General features: G+C 62.2%; 17 protein-coding genes. 8 read left to right on the top strand and 9 right to left on the bottom strand.

The genetic code is table 11. The features are described from left to right. Positions 1-751: 751 nt before the first annotated feature. Positions 752-1,000 (bottom strand): phosphopantetheine-binding protein, encoded by a 249-nt coding sequence (locus ABZ942_RS09990; protein ID WP_357380394.1) that lies wholly within the window; start codon positions 998-1,000, stop codon positions 752-754. A 531-nt stretch (positions 1,001-1,531) separates the two neighbouring features. Here ABZ942_RS09990 and ABZ942_RS09995 point away from each other — a divergent pair. The 6 genes from ABZ942_RS09995 to ABZ942_RS10020 all read left to right on the top strand — a co-directional run bounded on the left by ABZ942_RS09995 (position 1,532) and on the right by ABZ942_RS10020 (position 9,118). Then, positions 1,532-4,711 (top strand): NACHT domain-containing protein, encoded by a 3,180-nt coding sequence (locus ABZ942_RS09995; protein ID WP_357380395.1) that lies wholly within the window; start codon positions 1,532-1,534, stop codon positions 4,709-4,711. 190 nt (positions 4,712-4,901) lie between these two features. Then, on the top strand, positions 4,902-5,969 hold the full coding sequence (locus ABZ942_RS10000; protein ID WP_357380396.1) for a hypothetical protein: 1,068 nt from the start codon (positions 4,902-4,904) through the stop codon (positions 5,967-5,969). 153 nt (positions 5,970-6,122) lie between these two features. After that, positions 6,123-6,935 carry an SAM-dependent methyltransferase gene (locus ABZ942_RS10005; protein WP_357380397.1) on the top strand — a complete coding sequence of 271 codons (813 nt, stop codon included), beginning with the start codon at positions 6,123-6,125 and terminating at the stop codon, positions 6,933-6,935. 105 nt (positions 6,936-7,040) lie between these two features. Continuing rightward, complete coding sequence (locus tag ABZ942_RS10010) at positions 7,041-7,517, top strand: hypothetical protein (protein ID WP_357380398.1); 477 nt, start codon at positions 7,041-7,043, stop codon at positions 7,515-7,517. 15 nt (positions 7,518-7,532) lie between these two features. Then, complete coding sequence (locus tag ABZ942_RS10015) at positions 7,533-8,270, top strand: ATP-binding cassette domain-containing protein (RefSeq protein ID WP_357380399.1); 738 nt, start codon at positions 7,533-7,535, stop codon at positions 8,268-8,270. Further along, complete coding sequence (locus ABZ942_RS10020) at positions 8,267-9,118, top strand: ABC transporter permease (RefSeq protein ID WP_357380400.1); 852 nt, start codon at positions 8,267-8,269, stop codon at positions 9,116-9,118. Before ABZ942_RS10015 ends, ABZ942_RS10020 begins: the two co-directional genes overlap by 4 nt. Here ABZ942_RS10020 and ABZ942_RS10025 read toward each other — a convergent pair whose 3' ends face one another. The 6 genes from ABZ942_RS10025 to ABZ942_RS10050 form a co-directional block, all read right to left on the bottom strand. Continuing rightward, on the bottom strand, positions 9,119-10,516 hold the full coding sequence (locus ABZ942_RS10025; RefSeq protein ID WP_357380401.1) for a cytochrome P450: 1,398 nt from the start codon (positions 10,514-10,516) through the stop codon (positions 9,119-9,121). Then, the gene (locus ABZ942_RS10030; RefSeq protein WP_357380402.1) at positions 10,509-10,640 is read right to left on the bottom strand and encodes a hypothetical protein; all 132 of its coding nucleotides are present in this window, start codon (positions 10,638-10,640) and stop codon (positions 10,509-10,511) included. Before ABZ942_RS10030 ends, ABZ942_RS10025 begins: the two co-directional genes overlap by 8 nt. Positions 10,641-11,541: 901 nt before the next feature. Then, the gene (locus tag ABZ942_RS10035; protein WP_357380403.1) at positions 11,542-12,672 is read right to left on the bottom strand and encodes a sigma-70 family RNA polymerase sigma factor; all 1,131 of its coding nucleotides are present in this window, start codon (positions 12,670-12,672) and stop codon (positions 11,542-11,544) included. Positions 12,673-12,996: 324 nt separating this feature from the next. After that, positions 12,997-13,266 carry a molybdopterin dinucleotide binding domain-containing protein gene (locus ABZ942_RS10040; protein WP_357380404.1) on the bottom strand — a complete coding sequence of 90 codons (270 nt, stop codon included), beginning with the start codon at positions 13,264-13,266 and terminating at the stop codon, positions 12,997-12,999. A 489-nt stretch (positions 13,267-13,755) separates the two neighbouring features. Further along, a complete protein-coding gene (locus tag ABZ942_RS10045) occupies positions 13,756-14,619 on the bottom strand; it encodes a hypothetical protein (protein WP_357380405.1) in 864 nt (287 codons plus the stop codon). Between the two features lie 12 nt (positions 14,620-14,631). Continuing rightward, positions 14,632-15,291 carry a maleylpyruvate isomerase family mycothiol-dependent enzyme gene (locus ABZ942_RS10050; RefSeq protein ID WP_357380406.1) on the bottom strand — a complete coding sequence of 220 codons (660 nt, stop codon included), beginning with the start codon at positions 15,289-15,291 and terminating at the stop codon, positions 14,632-14,634. Between the two features lie 81 nt (positions 15,292-15,372). Between ABZ942_RS10050 and ABZ942_RS10055 the strand changes: the two genes are divergently transcribed. Next, positions 15,373-15,810, top strand: coding sequence for a MarR family transcriptional regulator (locus ABZ942_RS10055; RefSeq protein ID WP_357380407.1), 438 nt, complete (start codon positions 15,373-15,375; stop codon positions 15,808-15,810). A gap of 353 nt (positions 15,811-16,163) precedes the next feature. Then, a complete protein-coding gene (locus ABZ942_RS10060; protein ID WP_357380408.1) occupies positions 16,164-16,646 on the top strand; it encodes a nitroreductase/quinone reductase family protein in 483 nt (160 codons plus the stop codon). A gap of 753 nt (positions 16,647-17,399) precedes the next feature. Here ABZ942_RS10060 and ABZ942_RS10065 read toward each other — a convergent pair. Together ABZ942_RS10065 and ABZ942_RS10070 are read right to left on the bottom strand one after the other, a co-directional pair. Next, a complete protein-coding gene (locus ABZ942_RS10065) occupies positions 17,400-18,164 on the bottom strand; it encodes a heparin lyase I family protein (protein WP_357380409.1) in 765 nt (254 codons plus the stop codon). Between the two features lie 498 nt (positions 18,165-18,662). Further along, complete coding sequence (locus ABZ942_RS10070) at positions 18,663-20,021, bottom strand: IS110 family transposase (RefSeq protein WP_357380410.1); 1,359 nt, start codon at positions 20,019-20,021, stop codon at positions 18,663-18,665. Positions 20,022-20,270: the final 249 nt, after the last annotated feature.

Raw genomic sequence — 20,270 nt, forward strand, 5'->3', positions numbered from 1 at the left:
ACTCCGAAGAGCGAATCAGAAATATCTAAACTAGAGTCCGAAAATCTAGCAAAACAAAACGCCAGCAAAAAGATTTGCTGACTAAATGTCCGACCCCACCAACCGGGGGGTATGAGAGGCCGGAACCAATTCAAATAATTGGCACTGACATTCATCGACACACTATTGAGTTCTCAAAGAACACACGCACACACCATCGCACAGACAAAATCCGCTTGATCGGTGAGGCAACTTATACAGCTTAGCTCGGCTAAGAAACAAGTACTGTCTCCGAGAGAGCTAGTGTGATTTCAGGCGCTCCTCGTACTACCTCGTTTCCCGGTCCATCCGCTCAGCGTTTCCGCTGCGCTTCTCGGCTCCGGGTCGGTGTCCGTGTCGCTCTGACCTGGAATAAGTTACGCGGCGGCGAACGCTACGTCAAATCGCCTGCGCAGCCCGAGAATTCGCAGGCCAAAGGGCCCGGCACGGTGCCTGTCGCGGTTTACCGGTCTCGAGAGTGCTCACGGTCACACCACCAAGCGATCACCCCTACCTAACGAGCAAGGCCCGCACAGCGGCTAGAGGTCGCGGTTGATCGAGGAGTGGGCGCGGCGGCGCGTGAACGCGCTTGCACCCTGGTGCAATTGACCTCGCACGGTGATCGGACGTACGCACATCGTTTCTACGGCAAGCTCGGATTCGAGGCCGTCCGCCTGGATTCACACTGACCGCAGACTTCTCAGTCGGCGTCTTACGCCTTCTTCGCCGAGCTTCAAGGGGCCAACACGTCCCGCACTGTCAACGTCACGCCCAGGGACGGCAGGCGACTGATCAACCGAATCACCAGAAGCGAGTGACCGCCGAGATCGAAGAACGAGTCGTCCACGCCCACTGTCGGCACATCCAGCAGTTCAGCGAACAGTTCGCCCAGCAGCTGCTCACGTCGCGACTCTGGCGCACGTCCGGAACCGCGCCACGTGCCGGACCGCCGGACGCCGGACGAACACGACCTGCGCCGCATGGGGATCGACCCGGATACCCCGCACCTTCACTTGGTCGGCGGCCCGGCCGACGAATTCCAGCCGTCCATCCGACTGCCACCTATCCCCTGGCCAGGAAATCATCGGCAAGGTACAGCTCCCCGGGCACGACCAGATCCAAGCCATGGCTGGCATCTCGGCACCGCCGTACGTGAGACAGTTTGCGCCCCGACGGGCTGCCACGAGCCGAAGCCCGAGGATCGATGCGCGGGGAAACCATGAGGACTCAACCTTTTCCACCACACCTGGGCACGGCCCCAACGTGCCGACCTCCTGGGGCCGGGACGACACAGTCGTGTCGAATAGGCAAGCCGGTCACCGTTGAAATCCTCGCCTAGTTCGTCCAGCACACACACAACGGCCAGCGCTCGGCCTGATCTGTGCAGAGCGTTTCCTGTTCTGCACCAACTGTTTCCATGTTCAGTGGCCGTTTGCGGCGGATCGGCTGCCTGACGATCGCGGCAGTGGCATCATCGAGGCGATCGTTCTCACGAACGCCTGGAGGGGATCCCATGAGCGCCGAATTGCTGGCGGTGCGGCTCGGAACCACGCTGGTCAGCCGCGTGGCAAGCCTGATGCTGGCCAGAGCGCATCGCAATGACGGGACCCGGCTCGACATGGACGAGCTGATCCGACGGCAGATCCCCGGCCTGCGATCACAACGAAGCGTTCGGCGCCAGTTCGAGCAGGTCGCGGACGCGGTTGCGGCTCGTGTCGAACCGATGTTGGCCAACGAGTTCCGGGATGTCGACGGCACGGAACGCACAGCGGTGGTCAATGCCATCGCAGATGCGTTCACCCGTACGGATTTCTCCGATGCCGCTGTTTTCCAGTCGAATGCCGATCCAGCACAGTTGTCACGTCGTATTTTGGCGGCGGTACCACCCCCGGTAGGTTTCAGTGCGTCCGGGACAGCTCTCTACAACCGACTCGTAGCCGAGTGCTGTGAATACTATGTGCAGATTGTGCGGCACTTGCCTGTTTTCACAGAACGTGCCGTGGCTGAACTCCTGAGCAGGGTCGACGAAATTGGTCAAGATATTGCCAAGGTTATCGAGCAGTTGCCTCGGCGTTCACTGTATGCGCCCGATGGCGCCGATCATGATGAGGCTTTTCGACAGGAGTACCTCGAACTGGTCAGTAAGTCTCTCGACGAGGTGGAGGTGTTCAGCTTCGCCACCGAGACGCCACCGCGCACCAAACTCTCCGTGGCATATATAAGCCTGAGCGTGTCGATGGATCGTTTGTTGTCAGACGATTCCAATTCGCAGCGGCACGCGCATATCCAGCTTCGCGTCGAGGAAGCACTGAGTGACAGCAATCGTGTGCTGCTCCGCGGCGAAGCCGGTTCCGGCAAGACGACTCTCCTGCGTTGGTTGGCTATCAATGCGGCACGCGGAAGTTTCACTGGTGCGCTGACCTCGTGGAATCGACTGACCCCCGTCCTGGTCCGGTTGCGGAGATACTCGTCACGCGAGTTTCCCAAGGTCGGCGAACTGCTCGATGACGTGGCCGGACCGATCACCGGCCATATGCCGCCTGCCTGGGTCGACCGGCAACTATCGGCTGGGTCCGTGTTGCTGTTGGTCGACGGGGTCGACGAACTACTACAAAAAGATCGCGGCAGAGTCCGAGAGTGGATTACTCGAATTCTGCACTCCTATCAGAATATTCGGGTAGTGGTAACTTCCCGGCCCGTTGTCGTGGATCAAGACTGGCTGATCGAGGATGGTTTCACATCTATATCATTCGAGCGAATGTCAACCGAAGATTTGAACGCGTTCGTTCGTCAGTGGCATCAAGCCGTCGCCGCCTCAGGACAACGACTGCCGTGCGCTGTCGAAGAGCTGCCGCACTACGAGCGGTCGATCATCGCAAGTCTTCGAGATCGGAAGCATCTGCACGCAATATCTTCCAACCCGTTGCTTGCGGCCGTGCTGTGCTCGCTACATCTCATCAGATACCAGAAATTGCCGCGGAATCGTATGGAACTTTATCAGGTCGCGGTAGAGCTGTTGATCGATCGTCGTGACGCCGACCGGCATGTGCCAAGTGCCGAGGAGATTCAGCTCAGCATCGCCGACAAGGTCAGCATATTGCGGGATCTGGCATGGCGACTTTCCGACAACAACCTGAGCGAACTCGATATCGACCTTGCGCAGGGCTATGTATCCGAAAAGCTTGCCACGATGCGGCACATCTATTCATACCCCGATCAAGTCATGGATCATCTGCTGAACCGGTCGGGGATCTTGCGTTCCCCTGCAGTGGGACGGTTAGAGTTTGTACACAGAAGTTTTCAAGAGTATCTTGCTGCCGCCGAAATCGCCGCGCAGGACCGTATCGGAAATCTGATCGGACGTGCCGACCAGGATTTGTGGCGGGACGTCGTTGTCATGACCGCGGGGCATGCCAACAGACGGCAGCGCAACGAACTTGTTACTGGGATCCTGAATCGCGCCAATTCCGGAGGGGCGAGCGAGCGGCAGCTGCGCATGCTGGCCATCTCCTGTCTCGAGACGATCGAATCCATGCCGCCGGAGCTTGCTGATCGACTGAAGGTCAACCTCGTCGATCTGGTGCCTCCGCAGAACTATGACGATGCGGTAGCCCTGGCCTCGATCGGGGACCCCATCTTGTGGGAGCTTCCGCGCGATCTCGATGGACTGTCTACGACCACAGCTATTTCCACCATTCAGTGCGTCATGTTCGTCGGTGGCGCATGGGCTATGGAGCTGTTGGCCGGGTACGCCGAGGACCCGAGATGGGAGATCCATGAGAAGCTGTGTGAGGCTTGGCATTACTTCGAACCATCCGAATACGCTCATCGAGTGTTTCCGAAGATATCGGCCGAGGCGAACCTTGCCCTTGTGCTCAGACATCCGAGCCAGGTAGCGCCGATCCTGACATTACCCAACGTCGGTCACCTCACCGTGGCGTACCCGATGAACCTCGCCGATGTTCCCTTCGACAAGCTCCTGGTGGCATCGTCGCTGAGTTTCCTCAGCCTGACCAGTGTCAATGATCTGGATCTTTTGTCGACAACCCCTTCGGCCAGCAACATCCGGGCTCTCGATCTCGTTGCGGGCGATGAGAAGGCCGAGATCACCAACCATGCCTCACTTGCGGCACTGACCGGCCTGTCGACTCTCCGCTTCGGCGGATGGCGTGCACTCCCCGCTCTTGTGGAGATTCCGCTACCTCCGAAAATCTACTCCCTCGGTATCGGTGAAATATCCGATACCGACAGCCTCCAGCATCTCACCCAGTACCGGGGTCTACGAGAACTGGATCTTGCCGGCCGTGGCGCGGCCACCGTACTGACCTCGATTGCGCAACCGCTGGCGGTGGAGCGGCTATGGCTCAGCCGATGCGATCTGGACCAGCAGATATCCACCCTTGGAGTCGTCTTTCCCGCACTTCAAGAATTGCACCTGCTCGATACCGTGCTGCCCGACGACCTGAGCGGAATCGCCGAACTGCCATGGCTGAGTGAGCTAAAGCTCGTCAACTGCACCGGTACGCGCAGCAACCGCGTAAATCTGCGTTCCATAATGCGGTCGAGCAACTCCACGCAGTTGAATATTACTGTGACCGACACTGCCTTCACCGAACCAGAATCGAGAATGACCGAGACCGGCCGCATCACCGTGCGACACGGTAGACAATCGGATCCGGCGATCAAGTTCTGAAGACCTATGAACATCCTCCTGCTCGTGCGATGGGAGACCAAGCCCGACAAAGTCCATCAGGAGGACGTTCCCCACATCGCGGGATGTCACATGCGTATCCGAGGTCTCCCGGCAGTTGAGCAACCCGCACATCTCGGGACGGTCGATATGCGACACTGGCGCTGTGCAGCCTAGGCGCAGGATTCACTTCGTGGGCAGCTTGCCCGCGCCGTTGGACAGTCCAGAGAAGGCAATGGCGTTCGCCGTCGACACAGCCGGTGAATTCCTGGACGGCATGGTTCCGGGCGGTGAAGCGGAACCAGTTCGCGCCCAGTGGTATGTCAGACCCATCATCGACCGGCTCGGTAAAGTCCCGGCGCTGGCGCCCGTGCGCAGCGGTGATTGGTCGACGCTGCGTTCCCGCGACACGTTTCGGCTTCGGGCAGGACGATCGCTGGGCGAAGCCGATATCGATGCCGCGCTCGGTTATGCGGCGGAGGTCAGCCGTGCCATGGACGCGTTGGCCGACGTGCGCCGCACCGATCCCGGACTTCGCTTGCAGGTAGGCATACCAACGCCCTTTGTCATCGGTTTCATCGCCTTCGAGGCGCGGATGCTCAGGTGGCGGCGCGGCTCAGCCGGCCGTGGTGACCGAAGCTTCCCCTATTACCACCCGATTGTCGACGCCACTGTCCGAGAGATCGTCCGTATCCATGAAGCGTTGCGGGACAACGTCGTCTTCCAACTCGAACTGCCGGCGGAGACGCTCGTCTGCGCGGCGACACCCCCGGTCCTGCGGCAGGGCCCAGCCACCGTGGCGGGCCGAGCGATCGCACGCCTCGTCGCACGGGCGCCCCATGATGCCCGTTTCGGAGTGCACCTGTGCTACGGGAGCCTCGACGACAAGCCGGTCGTGCGGCCGAGATCGACGGCCCCGGTCGTCGCGCTGGCAAACGCGATAGCGCGCTACTGGCCTGCGGGGAGGCATCTCGATTTCGTCCACCTCCCCATCGGCGACGGCAAACAGGCGCCGGTTCGGCCGCAGTACTACGCACCCCTTGCCCGCCTCAAATTACCTACCGCCACAAGGGTTATCGCCGGACTTGCGCATCCGACGCAGCCGCTCGCGCAAGCACGACAGGGCCTGGCGGCGGCGGAGTCGGCCTACGGCGGCCGGTTGGACGTCGCGTCCCCATGCGGTCTCGGCCGCTATACAACCGTCGAGCGGGCCCGGTCTGCGGTGGCACAGGCGGTCGCCTTGGCTGAAACAGATCTGTAAAACGTTGTGTCGGAACACGGTTCGCCGGTGATTCAAACCGGGGGGCCGGTTCGGGCGAGCAAAGCAGCGCCGCGTTCGGACAACGCACCACATCCGGGTGACAGATCTATGAACGCCACCCGCCTGAGGTAGCGATCGGCTACCGTTACACCCGTGGTCGAAGGAACTGAAGGGCCGGTGTCGGAGAACGACCGAACGCCGCAACCGTTCAACGGCAACCTGCCGAATTCTGCCCGGGTGTATGACTACCTGCTAGGCGGAAAGGACAATCGCGACATCGACCGAGACATTGCCGATCAAATGCTCGCTCAGGCGCCCGAAGTCACGACCGTGGCCTGGTTCGCCCGGAGTTTCGCGCTTAAAGCGGTCAAGATGGCCGCGGAAGCCGGCATCCGTCAGTTCGTCGATCTCGGCTCGGGTATCCCGAACTCGCCCAACGTGCATGAGGCGGCTTGGGAGATCGAGCCGTCAGCGCGGGTGGTGTATGTGGATTACGACCCGGTTGTGCACGTCCATTGCGAGGCGCTGCTGGCGGACCCCCGTGGTGTCACCGCACTGCTGGGCGACATTCGCCATCCCCACGATATCCTCGATCAGCTGAAGAGCAACGCCCTGATCGACTTCAACGAGCCGGTGGCGATCTTGCTCATCGGTGTGCTGCATTACATCACGGACGACGAAAACCCCGCCGAGATCATCGCCGCCTTCCGCGATCAGTTGGCGCCAGGCAGTTACCTGGCGATCACTCATGGTTCCCTCGATTCCTCCCCGGAGATCCTCCAGGTGCTCACCGGCACCAAGAGCACTTCAGCCCAAGTCGAATTTCGGTCCGCAACACAGACGGAGGCCTTCCTCGCCGGCTTCGAGCTGTTCGAACCCGGTGTGGTGCCAGTACAGCAGTGGCTCCGGTCCGACTTGCCGGAGACTCGAATGGTCATGGACGGTGCCATCGGCCGCAAACCCTGAGGATCCGGCCGGAACAGGAGTAACCTCGAATGCGCCAATTGTTGTTGGCCGCCTGAACATTCGAGCGTGATTCAGGCACTGCTTCAGTCAATCAGAGGATGAAAGATGAAGACCCTCAAAATTGTCGCCGGTATCGTGTCGACGATCATAGCGGTCGCCGTCACCGGCTCTTCGGTTGCCAATGCCCCTATCGCCTCCGCCGCTCCCGGCGAGTTCCTCATCACCAAAGACGTCCCCACCCTGGACGATCTGCACGACCAAGTCGTGTTCCTGATCGAAACACCCGCCTCGGACGAGGCCAAGGCCGCCAATATGGAAGGCGGCATGCGGGCGGTCGTGGTTGCGCGCACCCTCTACAACACCGGCCTGTTCCGAGCCCCGATCGGGTCGAATGACATCACCGGTCCCGAAACCCATGACGGCAACGTGCACACCGCTATGTTGCGCAGCAAGTCAGCGGGACGACCGGATTTGGTTGCGCGTGTGGTCTGGAAGCGCATCGACGGTGTCTGGAAGCTGTCCAACAGCTCCGTGTGCGAGGGCATCAAGGCCGTCGGACTGGCGATTGCCTGCGACTTCTGACCGGCTGCGGGCGCCGTGATCGAGATCCGTGACCTCACGCTGAGCTACCCGGGCGTGACAGTCCTCGAGGTCCCCGAACTGACCGTGGCAGACGGGGCACTCACCTACCTGATCGGTCTCAACGGCACCGGCAAAACCACGCTGCTGCGGTGTATCTGCGGCATCATCGCGCCTGCCACCGGCACCGTCCGGGTCGACGACACCCTCATCCGGGCCAAGCACACCACCCCGGCAACTCTCGGAATGCACCTCAACTACCGAGCCTTCGACCCACGCCACACCGCACGTCGGCACCTGCGCTGGATCGCCCGAGCCCGTGGGATATCCCCCGGCCGGGTCGGCGACGTCCTCGAGATCGTCGACCTCGGCCGGGTCGCAGATCGCAGGCTGGGGCACTATTCGCTCGGCATGCTCCAACGTGTCGGCATCGCCGCCGCATTGCTCTCCGAGCCGCGAACCCTGCTGCTCGACGAGCCCCTCAACGGCCTCGACATCGCGGGCATCCGCTGGATACGCGAACTGCTGCGCCACCTCGCCGACAACGGGACCTGTGTCCTGGTAGCCACGCACCTACTCGATGAGGTCGAACGCAACGCCGACCACATCGTCATCCTCGGCAACCAGCGCATTCTGACCGACCAGCCATTCGCACACCTCATGAACACCCTGGGTCCTGGCGAAACCACTCTCGAAGACGCCTACCTGCGCATCGCCGGCCTGCCCACCCACCGTGCGTTCGGCGTGGCCCCATGAACAGCCCCGGTCCGGCCACCCTGATCCGCCGCGGCATCGCCGCCGAATGGACCCGCACCACCGGACGCAGCTTCCTGTGGACCGCCGCCGTCCCCCTCACCTTCGTGCTGCCGCTGATCGTCACCTTCGGAATCGCCGCCGTCGCAGAACGACTCGCCACCGTCCCCGGACAGAGCTACGTAGCCGCGGTCTCCACCACGAATTCCGTGTACTGGGTGATCACCTTGTCCGTGTCGGTCATGATGGTCACCGCCGCCTACGCCCACGCCACCCAATGGCGCGGTCAGACAAGCGATCTCAATGCCTTCCTGTTTCCCCGATCCTGGACGGTCGCGTTGGCCCGGTGGATCTACTACGGCACCATCGCGGCGATCTCGACAGTTGTGCTGCTCGTCGTCGTCATGGTGACGCTGCCACACCAATTCCCCCAGATCTATGGGGATGTGGACATCACCGACTCCGCCGGTATCCGGTTCCTCTGGACCGTCCCGACCTACGCGTTCGCCGCATGCGGAGTGGGTGTCGCGGCCGGGTCACTGATTCGCACTCCGTCCGCCGCCGTCGCCGTCCTCCTGTTCTGGGTCTATGTGGCCGAGAACTCCCTCAATCTGCTACCCCATGGCTTCACTCTGCAGTCCTACGCCCCGTTCCTCAACGCCGTCGCCGCGACCGGCCAGCAAGTCGCCTTCCTCCCCCGCTTCGGCCGCAACGGATCTCTGCTCTACTTCCTTCTGGTCGCCGCCACCCTCTTCATCACCGCAGCCGTCCTCCCCAGCCTCATTCGCCGGTTGTCCGGGAACCGCAGAATGGCGCTCGCCAAATCAGGCACAACCCCACCAGCCCGGTGATTACGGCGTCGACTGATGCCCAGAGACTGGACGAACCTCGAGCGGAAGCCTGCCCATCGCCGGGATCGGACCCATGGCACGCGGGAGCTTCTTGGTGGGCACCGGCTGGAATTCCCACTTCGACAGCAGACTGTGCAGTGTCGTTTGCATTGACATCCAGGCATAGTTGCTACCGATACACATCTGGTTGCCCATGCTGAATGGAACGAAGCTCCTGCATTTCGAACCGGAGCTCGTGGCCGGCCACCGATCGGGGTCGAAAGTGTTCGGATCGGCGAAGATACGCGGGTTGCGGTGAATAGCGGCCAGGCTGTAGCCGATATCGGTCCCCGCGGGAAAGGTGAAACCGTCGAGTTCGACCGTCGCGACGGTACGTCTGGTCTGCAGTAGCGGCGAATGGAACCGCGTGACCTCGTTCAGGAACCGGTTCAAATAGTCGAGTTGGTCCAGGCTTCGGGGGCTGAAATCTCCTGCTGCGGAGATCTCTTGCTGCAGTTTCGACGCCACCTCCGGACGCTGTGACAACTCGTACAGTGCCCAGGTCAACATGGCGGTCGAGGCGTCGATCCCGCCGAAGAGAATGGTCACGGCCTGCTCTGCCAGGAACTTGTCACTACGGTGTTCGTCACCGAACGAATTCAGCAAGATGTCGATCAGGTCGTTCCGGCGCTCACCGCTGACCCGGCGCGCGACGAGCAGCTGCTGACAATAGTCCCGCAGTTGCGTTCCAGCCGACAGGAATTTGCGGTTCACCGGCAATGGCAGGCTCGCCAACCGCTTCGGCAGCACACTGCCCACTATGGCGCCTGCGCCTATGCTCTCGATCAGACCCGAGATGAGTTGCAGCTCCTCGGCATCGGGTTCGTGCGAGAACATGGACCCGAGTAGGTCGGCGATCACTAACCCCAGCAGCTCGGAACGGACCTCGATAATCTGGCCTGGCCGCCACGAACTCGCCAACTCGTCCGCGTTACGCTTTACGGTCTGCGCGTAGCTCTCCAACTCTGTCCGATGGAACGCTGGTTGCAGCAGACGACGAAGAGCCCTGTGCTGCAAACCATCCGCGACAATCAGCGATTCCTCGAATATGAGACGGATGCGTTCGAAGAGGAGCCCTCGCTCGTAGGCATCGGAGTTCTCTACCAACACCCTGTGCAGTAATTCAAAATCGGTAATGACGTAGACAACGCGACTTCCGATATCGACACGCACTATTTTCCCGACGCCGACCAGATCCACCATGAACTGGACGGGATCACGCCACAATTTCCACCCGTGCCCGAGAACCGGCAAACGTCCAGGCGCGCACGGGACGTCACGGAGATCCACCGCATGCGGCCTTTCTATCGGCAGGTTCGAGGCCAGAGACTTCGAGTGATCGGACGACATCTCAGACATCAGCGATCCCGCTCCTTCCCTGATGCTCGTCGGCGATGTCGCCGAACAACCGGTCCACGCCGTCGGCGGCACGACGCTGGATGTCCTGTCTACGCGAAGCGGTCCTTACGACTAGATCAGTCACAGCCAACTCCCGGATCAGCGGTCGAGCAACGATCTCCGCACATCTGTCGACAAACCTGCCTCGGTCTCAGACTTCCCCGATCGTCCACGCAAGGACTCCGGTTCGAATACGTGTCGACCGGGCTGGACCACTGAGGCCTGTTGCCCATCAACACGTTACATTAGCCGGGTTCTTGAACCGGCCCCGACTATATGCCGAAACGCCAACGGCCCGAGCGTCATTCACGGCCGAATCACACCTTCCCATTGATGCCGATCGCGGTCGGACAGCTGGTCCGGGCTCACCACCTTGTCGTAGGCAATGAACACGCTGAAAGAGATGGGTGCGACGAACGGAGCGAGGACGACCGCTCGCGGCGACGAACGAGTCACAGTCGCGGCACGGGAGGCAGTGCGCGCAGATCTACCTGAGCCGCTGTCACGTTCCGTACCCGCCTCGACATGCACCAAGGGGCTGATGCTGGTACGCGACCGTGACCGCGCCGAGGGCGTGAGGCTCGCGCAAGCTGCACTGAACGCGCTACCCGGGAAGTATTCACTCACGGTCAGGATGCTCATGGGCGAGAGCACTGGCCCGGCAACGACCGCCGTCGGCCGGCAGGAGCCTCCCAGGTGACTACTCGCGCTGTAGCCAAATCCGCATGATCGCAACGACAAACCCGCCTGCCGCCGCAATAACCGCAGCAGACGCTGCTCCGAAAACCACCAGGGCAACCACCGAGGCAAGGACGGCCACCAGCACCAGGCCATTGTGTTCGATATCGCGCCCTGTGGGACAAGGCGGTGTCGGCTGATTACAACCTGGCGGATCGCCTGGAGCCGGAGTTACGATCGCTGACATTCCGTTTCGTTCTCCGCTCGGGCATCTCGCACAATTTCCATATTTCGGCCGAGTAATGCGGTCACGCATCGAAGAACCGGGAGGCCTGTACACGGATCCGGTTCAACCGTTTCGAGACCGCGCTGTGGTTGCGATATCCCATGATCTCGGCGATCTCAGTCAGGTTGGTGATCCCACTGTAGACCAGAACTACCACTTCCCTGTCTTTCTCATTGAGCAGTGCCAGGAAGTCTCCATACACCATGCGGTCCACTATCTCCGTCTCCGGCCCCTGGACAGGGATGATGTCGGTCAGTTCGACAAAGCGGACCTTGATTTGGGATCGTTTTCGATACAGTTTTCGCTCGAAATCCTCCCGGGCGTACGTCCATCGATCAGAGAAATCGTCTTCGGCACGGTTGGAACGGACAGCATCTAGAATCCCTCTCAGCTGTTCATTCTTGTCGGCCTGATCAACGGTTCGGCGGACCATGTCTGCCGCCTCCCGCTCTCCCCTCCACATATCCATGACCGCGGTATCAACTGGGAGCTTCTCGCGCAGCGTCTGTTGGATTGTCGCTCCTACCGGGGGGATCCAAAAGTCGAGGTTATGTGCAAGCAATCGAATTGGGTCCGAGGCCGTGAACCCGCTTATCGGTGACCCAGGAACAAGGTGACGCCATACGGTCGATGCCCATGCCCGCGAGAGACGATTCTCGAAGTCCAGGGGAAGCTGAGGCTCTCCAGGGAACCAATCCATTCGATATGGCCAGTGCCCGCGAGATAGCAACGGAAGACCGTACCGCTCTACGGTTGACCGGGAAAGCAGATGGAAGAGTGCCAGGTACTCGGGGTAGCGCGACCGCGTGCGCAGGACCAACAGAGCATTTGCATTGTTGCTGCCCAGCGCCTTCTCCAGCCTCGAGGGGATCCCATGCCCTGTACATGCGGTAGCCCAGCCCAGCTGCCGAAACTCCCAACAACCGTTCCAACCCTCGACCGCGAGAGCCAGCCTCGGGTTGTTGCGTGGGTCGGCGGGCATGGGAACAGTCACGTACTCGGGAGGCGGCGCAGCTCCAATCGAGGGGTCGAAGGTATGCATGCCTACGCTGATTCTCTGTAGACACGGGTACTGATCAGACGCTGCCCGCTCATCGCCGGCGCCCAGCATCGCAGCGAGACGTGTGTTGGGCAACCTACGTTCATCGAGCATGGTCGAATCCGTCGCAACTAAATCGGTGAAGCTCATATACACGTCACGACAGCCAGGTCGCGTTTCGTTCCGTCGATCGTAAACCCCCTGGTGCGAAGTCCTAGTTCGCGGTCGAGATGTTGAAACATCGCCGCAAGCAGCTGACGGCGCGGAAGCCGGCATCGACACTCTGGTGTTCCCGTCTGCGGCACGGACGTCGCGCGCCAGAACGTCGGCCATGCATGACAGCGGGTTCGCGATGCGCTCGGCATCCCCGTGGGACGCCGGATCCCTTCCAGGCCGGTAACCCAACGGTTTCCACGGAGGTAAGGCCGTGGTGGAAGATCAGCCGGTCTGGTCGTCTTTTATCGCCTCGACTCGCGCGGGAACGTGTTTGTACCACGGTGTTCCGATGATGGGGTCTTGGTGTCGGGCGCTGGTCAGCTCGTTCGGGGAGACGCCGGTTGTGACCGAGTTTCCGTTGGCGTCGGGGTAATCGAGGCCCATGCCGTTGGGGAGGGCCACATGCCCGGGCCGCATGGTGTCGGTGATTTCGATGGTGACGATGGCGGTGCTGGTTTCGGTGGTGATGCGTGCTTGCGTGTTGTCGGTCAATCCCAGCCGGTCGACGACCTAACTCCGGGTGCCCGAGCGGTGTTGTCACGGGTCAGTGGCAACACCCCAACCGGATTTTGGTGCTGTCCGGCATCCGCTCATCAGGATAAGACGTTCTGCACCGCACTTATCCGTGCTGACTTCAGTCGACACGAGTGAGTGGTAAGGCCGGCGGTGCGCGCGTTTCGAGCGGAAGGCAGCCAACCTCAAACTAGTCGGCTACCAACGCATCTGGAACGTTTGCCTCGGCCGAATGTCGAGCGATTCGGGCCCGTCTCCCGGATCCGTTGATGAATCCGCCTGAGCGGTCTGCGACTTCGCCGTCAGATCGACAACTCGACGGCGAGGTGGAGTTCCACGAGACCGGGAGCATGGGCTCGATCCGAGCCCATGCCGACACGGCCATGACACCGACACACCCGAATCCACACAGCGGGTTGGCGACGCCTTGAACAAACTGCATGCCAACCTAGCGGCTGGCGGCATTTGTCAGCAGGGCTCGTGAACGGTGTTGCTCCACAACCAGCCCGTAAGGTCGTTGGGATTGCTGCGGCCATCGCTGGCGGAGAAGTGGACCGTGCGCGCCCCGTGACAGATTGGGCCGGTGGGGAATCGGAAGTTTCCGTCTCGGTCCGCGCTGATCTCGAACCGTCTCTCGGGCAGGTTCGGGTCGAGACCGTTGTCGTATACGGCACGAGCGTGCACGGCAGCCGATGGCAGGAATTCGCCGCCGCTGACGGTGAAGGCCCCGCCGCCATCGGGTTGCACCGCGATGTGTGGTGGTGGTGCGGGCGGCGGAGTGGTGCCTGCCTGCGGGATCCGTACCCAGGACCGCACGGACCAGCCGTGACAGGCCGCACCGCCGAGGTCTTTATCGCAGCCCTCGACACGCACCTCGTACTTTCCGTCCCCGAACGGATGTGGGGTTTGAGCGCGGCCCGTCGTGCCGCCGGGGTCCGGTGTGATGTCGCGCTGATCGACGTGGCCGCGCAGGTCGTCCCAGTGGACGATGAAAAAGCGGTACGGATGGGTTGGACCCCAGTCCGAGTAGATGGTGTGATCGACTGCCCAGTTGGCAACTGGTCCCTGGTCCGCGGACCAGACGATTTCACCGTGGTCGAACGACTGTGCGCGGCCGTTGTCCCGCCCTCCTTCCGGTGACGTGGGGCAGCCGAGCGGACCGTATTGGGCGCGCAGAGCCTGCCATTTGGACCCGATGGCGCCATAAACCGGGACTCGGCATCCGGTGTCCTGCTGGGCGATCGGGTGCGCCGAGGTGCTCGCCGCAGCGGCTACTACGTTGGCGGCGATCACGGCTGCGAAGACAACTTTTGCGGATCGGAACAGTGACATGGTTTTCTTCTTTCAATGGGGGTGGCGCTCGACACGAAGGCGAGCCGCGAGGGCCCTAACGCCCTCTCCCGCAAGGTGGTCCAGACCGGCCGGGCGACCGGTGATGACAAGCAGTAGCGCGACTATCGGTCCGCGGACCTGCGCGCCACTGCCGATCGTCCAGTCCAGGTCGGTAGCAGTGAGGCGGAAGCCGTCGAGTCGGTGCTCGTTCCAGACGGGCCAGCCGACCTGCCAGGCACGCGAGGCCGCCGCCGCGGCGGCCGTTGCGGGAACGCCGATATGACGCCCCAAGGGGATGGCGATGTCCTGGCCATGGACGATGACGTCGAACAGTGTGTTGCCGAAGTTGGTGAGTGCAGGCAGCTTTCGAGAGCTTGCGTTGTCATGGATGTCGCTGACCAACTGCGCGGTGGGTCGTTCGGCAGCGGCGCGGGTGAGGCGATCGATCGCACGGTTGTAATCGCCACGCGCCCGCACCAGTGTGCGAGCGATTTCGCTCATCGGCGGGGAAAGCGGGGTGAGGCACAGATGGGCGGCCACGTCTCGAATGCGCCAGCCCGCGCACAGTGAGGGCATCTCCCATTCCTCGGCACTCAGCCCGCCGAGCACGTCCGCGATCGCGAGACGCTGTTGCTCGATCACCTGCCATGCGCGGTCCTCGTCGAACGCCACGGGTTCCACCTCCGCTAGCATTAAGTCAGCTTCTCTGACTAATTTAATCAGCTTATCTGACTATCTACAAGGGAGTAAATCGTGTCCGAGGCCGTCCCGAACGTCGCAACGTTGATGTTCATCGCTTACCGGTCGGTAGAGAATCGGGTCTTCGCCGCGCTGGCCGATGCGGGCTTCGGCGAGGTCACCCACGCCCAGGGACGACTACTGGCCCGAATCAACCCTCAGGGCAATCGGCTCACCGACCTCGCCGAACAGTCTCAGATCACCAAGCAGACTGCAGGATTCCTCGTCGACCAGCTCGAGCACGCCGGATACGTGGAGCGGATACCCGACCCGACCGACGGCCGCGCCCGCCTCATCCGACTCGCCGACCGCGGCATCCGCGGCGCCCAGACCGCCAACGCCGAAGCTGCAAGGGTCGAAGCCGAATGGGAGGAACACCTCGGCGCGCGGCAGATGGCCCAGCTGCGCACGATCATGACCCATCTGCGCGAGATCACCGACCCCTACACCTGAGCGCACCGCTCGTCGTCTCCGCGGATTTCGAGGCACTGCCGCGGACCAGCGATAAGGCGATACGCGTCCGCACAAGGTCAGAACGGTTCGAACCGGTTTTCAGCCACCCGCACCCCGAGCAGTGACCCGGTATCGGGTGACATCGGTGGACCACACCGCGCCCTGAGCCGGGGATATGTTCTCGCCGAGAGAGTTTCCGCGGGCTGGTCCATCCGTGGACCCAGCGGTGAGCGAACTGACTACCGCCGAGAAAGCGCACGTTCCGCAGCAGGCACCGGCTTGCCGAAACCAGAACGCACTAGCCGCGACCCGCGCGTTAGCGAACGTCCGCATCTGGCGAGAAGCGCGCATCCATGGGGACGCGCACTTCTGCCGATTATGTGATCCTCGTTGTCCGCAACAACATCCGAATCGACGATCGGAACGGAATGTTCGAGTACAACCCTGAAGTCATCGCCGAGTTCCGTGCCAACCGCGGCCGGGTCGGCGGCCGATTCGCCACGTTCGAGCTGGCATTGCTGACCACCGTCGGCGCCCGGACCGGCCTGACGCGCATCAGCCCTGTCGTGTACTTCACCGACGGTGGCGACATTTTCGTCATCGCCTCCGCCGCCGGTTCCGACCGGAATCCGGTCTGGTATCACAACCTCGTCGCCAACCCGGAACTCACCGTCGAGGTCGGTGCCGACAGCTACCGGGCCGAAGCGACGCCCACCGAGGGTGAAGAGCGGACCCGGCTGCTCGCGAAGGCCATAACCGTCCAACCGGGTTTCGCCGAGTTCGAGGCCAAGACACGGCGACTGATCCCGGTGCTGCGGATCACCCGAATCAGTTGATTCGTGGCCTGGCCACGGGGCGGGCGTTTCGAGCGGACGGTGGCCGGCGTCTGATTGGCTGGCTACCAGCATCTCTGGAACGTCCGCCGACAAAGGCCAGGAAAGCGCGGAGGACATAAATGATCACCTCCCTGCAAGCGCGACCGATGCCACCAGAAAGGATACGGCGAACGAGGTAGCAGCAGCGAAGAAGGCCGCAAAAGCCGCCCGTGCCGCTGCCGGCGCCCGTACCGACGTCGCCTTGGCAAACGCGGCCACCGAGGCCGAGAACGCCGCGATCGTCGTCTACAAGATGGACGGCCCGAAGATTCCACTGATCAAAGAATAAGCCCGCTGGAATCCAACGATGTGATGCCGCAGCGGCCGCACGTGCCGTACGGCGCGCGTTGGTCAGTCGATCAGATCGGCTGTCTAACAGGCTGGACACGCCGACGCCACAGTCTGTGGGCTCGCCTGGATCCGCACTCCCGCACCGGCCTGGTAGACGCGCTCGAGTCTCAGAGCGGCCAGGTGCGGGAAGACAACAGCCACCAAACCAAGATCAGCACACCGGAACCATGATCAAACATCAAGCAGCAGGGCGTATTTCACCTCAACCATGCCCGTCCAGCAACACACGGTAATGCCGAGAAGCGCGCACTACTGCAATGCTGGCCGACCTGTTCCAGTCCCTGTGCCATGCACCGGCACTGGAACAGACCGACCAAGCTCATTGTGTTCTGGTGAGTCCGTTCGCCACCCGCTCGGAGCAGGTCATTTGATGCGGCGAATCCGGGGGCTGTCGAGGTAATGCTTCAGATTCTGGCCGGGGTTGTTCCGGTTGTAGACGCCCCACTTCGGAGACCCTGAATAGTCCCAGGTGCGCCCTCGGAACTCCTGCGCCTGGGTCGGGCCGTTGTTGTCGTCCCGGCTGAAGTCCTGGGCTTCCCCGTTGAGGTACAGGCGAATCCATCCCTGTGTACGATTTCCCGAGAAGCGGACACGGAGGCGAATGTCTTGCCACTGACCGGATTCGATCGCTCCCTCCCAGATGGTCACTGATTGCCTGGATTCGTTCGAGTGAACGAGATCCAATCCGAGGCCACTCCCAGCCTTCTTGCTCACTTTCAAGTGAAACGGAGAGTCCTGCACGCCGCCTTGGTAGGACCTCCAGTCGAAAACAATGTAGCTGCCGAACTTCTGGCTCTCTTCGTCGGTCATGGGCATCAGCAGACTGCTCCAGCTGATGTCGTAGATCTCTCCCTCGTCCCATGCCTCGTAACGAGCACCTGGTTCGTAGAGCGGCACGATCCCACTGGACTGACAGCGAACGCTTGTGTCGTGGGATGGCTTGTCGAACAACCACACCCGACCGCGCGTCTCCTGCGGGTCGTCGACGACCTTGATGCTGGCCTCGGTATCCACATCGACCTGAACCTGATGGAATATCTCCAACGGGTCCTTGTCGTAATCCGACTTGTCCGCCGAGCGAGGAGTGGTAGTCCCCACCCAGTCCAGATACCTCTCGCTACTACTCATCCAACACCCTTCCCATCCGCCGAACCGCAACCATCCTCTGCTCTCGCAGAGGCCCTACCAGCAACCTTGTGCAGAACACTCGACCCGCACCACTCGGCTTCGTGGCGGAGCGAATGACGCCTCGCCACATACGAGATGGCCCTAGGGCGATGTTGATCGTTCAAGGTTGCTGCGATGTAAGTTAGCGGACTGCCCGGCCGGCGGGCTACCAATGACCCAGGCGCGGAGATCATCTCGGCGATCACAGCACTTTGCCGACCATGCTGCGGGCGGACATCCGCTCATCAGCGTAAGACGTTATAAGTCAAGCGGTTCGGTCGGTGCTCCGTGGTCTGTCGTCGTCCCGGCATAGCGTTAATGGGGTTGGTGCCCGGCAGCGTGTAATCGGGTTTGTGTGACGACAGGTCGGAGCTGCCCATGATGAGCGACGAGATCACCAGGGTTGTGTCTCGATGCCGCGTGGGGCTCGCCCCGACCTTCCGCTCGACCGGGCCGCCGTTAGGCGGCGGTCGAGATCATGGTGGTTGCCGAGGTGGTCGTGCCGTGGGTGGCGATGTGCGGGTTCCAGGGTTGTCGGGTCGTAACGACCGCGTGGAGCTGGCGCAGGATCGCCGCGGCGATCACGGCCTGAGCTTGGGTGGGGGTGAGCGGGTTGGCCTCTCGGGTGGTCAGATGCCGATAGCGGGCGGCATAAACCGGGTTGGCGCGTTGGGTGCCCCACACGCCTCTCCAGGCAGCCACCCGCAGCCCGGGACGGCCCGCCCCGGTGAGTCGGGCGCGGCCGGTGAAGGCACCGGACTTCTTCTCCCTCGGTGCGAGACCAGCGTGTTTGACCACCGCCCGAGCGGTGGGAAACCGTGCGGGGTCGCCGGTTTCGGCCAGGATCGCCGCGGCTCCGACCGCGGACAACCCGACGATCGAGGTGACCAGCTCGGTGAGCTTCAGTTCATCGAGGATGCTGGTCATGCGGGCCTCGGTCTCAGCCAGGCGCCGCTTGCCCTCGGCCCAGTCCTCGACCAGCAAGTGCACCCGTTCCAGCGCACCGCGCCGATGCGCGAGCACCCCAGCCCGATCATCGAGTGCGGCAAAGAGTTTCCCGGTGATCCGAAAACACGCCCGCTTCGCACCACCGCGGGTGACCTCGCCACGGACCAGGCGCTCGAGCCGGTCTCGGCCCAACCGGCGGCTGCGCGCGAAATCGCCGCCATCGCGACCGCAGATCACCCCTAACGCCGCCATCCAGGTCCGGGATTTGAACGGTTGCTGGGCAGCCTCGAGCGCGGCCGGCCACACGCACTCGAGCAAAGCCCGGATCTGCTGGATCTGGGAGACCATCTCGACCAGCAGTTGCTCGCGGCGCGCACCCAGATGCCGCAACCGGCCCCAGGTTTCATCGACCGGCTCGGGGGCATAGCAGCGCAACTGCGCGGTCAACCGCGCGATCAGCACCGCGTCTTTGTCGTCGGTCTTGTCCGTGGTCAAATCCTCGGCACGGCGTGACCACGCGGTCATCGCGGGCTGCACACACACGAATAACATGCTCCGATCAGCGGCCAGCTGCCCCAGCACTCGCCACCGATGCCCGGTCGGTTCACACGCCACCGTCACCCCAGCGAACCCGGCCGCAGCGGCGCGTTGCCCGGCCCAGTCCAACGCGGCACCCATATCCCAGGCTCGGCACCGGAACGTTCTGCGGGCCAGGACTTTCGAATCATGGTCACACACGACGACCATCTGTTTACGATCGGCCAGATCAATCCCCACGATCGCGTTCTCGATCGGCACCAAGGCCCGCAAACGCGCCAAACGCGCGTTGCGGTTGCGATCACCCCGGGACACACCGCTACCGTTACCCATGGAACGTCCTCCTCACGGCGATGGGACACCAAGCCCGACAAGCGCATCAGGAGGACGTTCCCCACGTCCACGGAATCGACGCACTAAACGTCTTTCTATGCCGCTGCGCGGGCGGCTCGGATCGACTAAAATCGCTGGCTGGCGATCGAGTCCGGCTGCGGCTTAAGACATCCTCTATGCCGCTATGGAGCGATTACCATGGCCAAGTACTACGCCGCGCAGCGTACTAGCAACGACCGAGTTGCGTGC

Source organism: Nocardia sp. NPDC046473, assembly GCF_040645995.1.
Lineage (GTDB): Bacteria > Actinomycetota > Actinomycetes > Mycobacteriales > Mycobacteriaceae > Nocardia.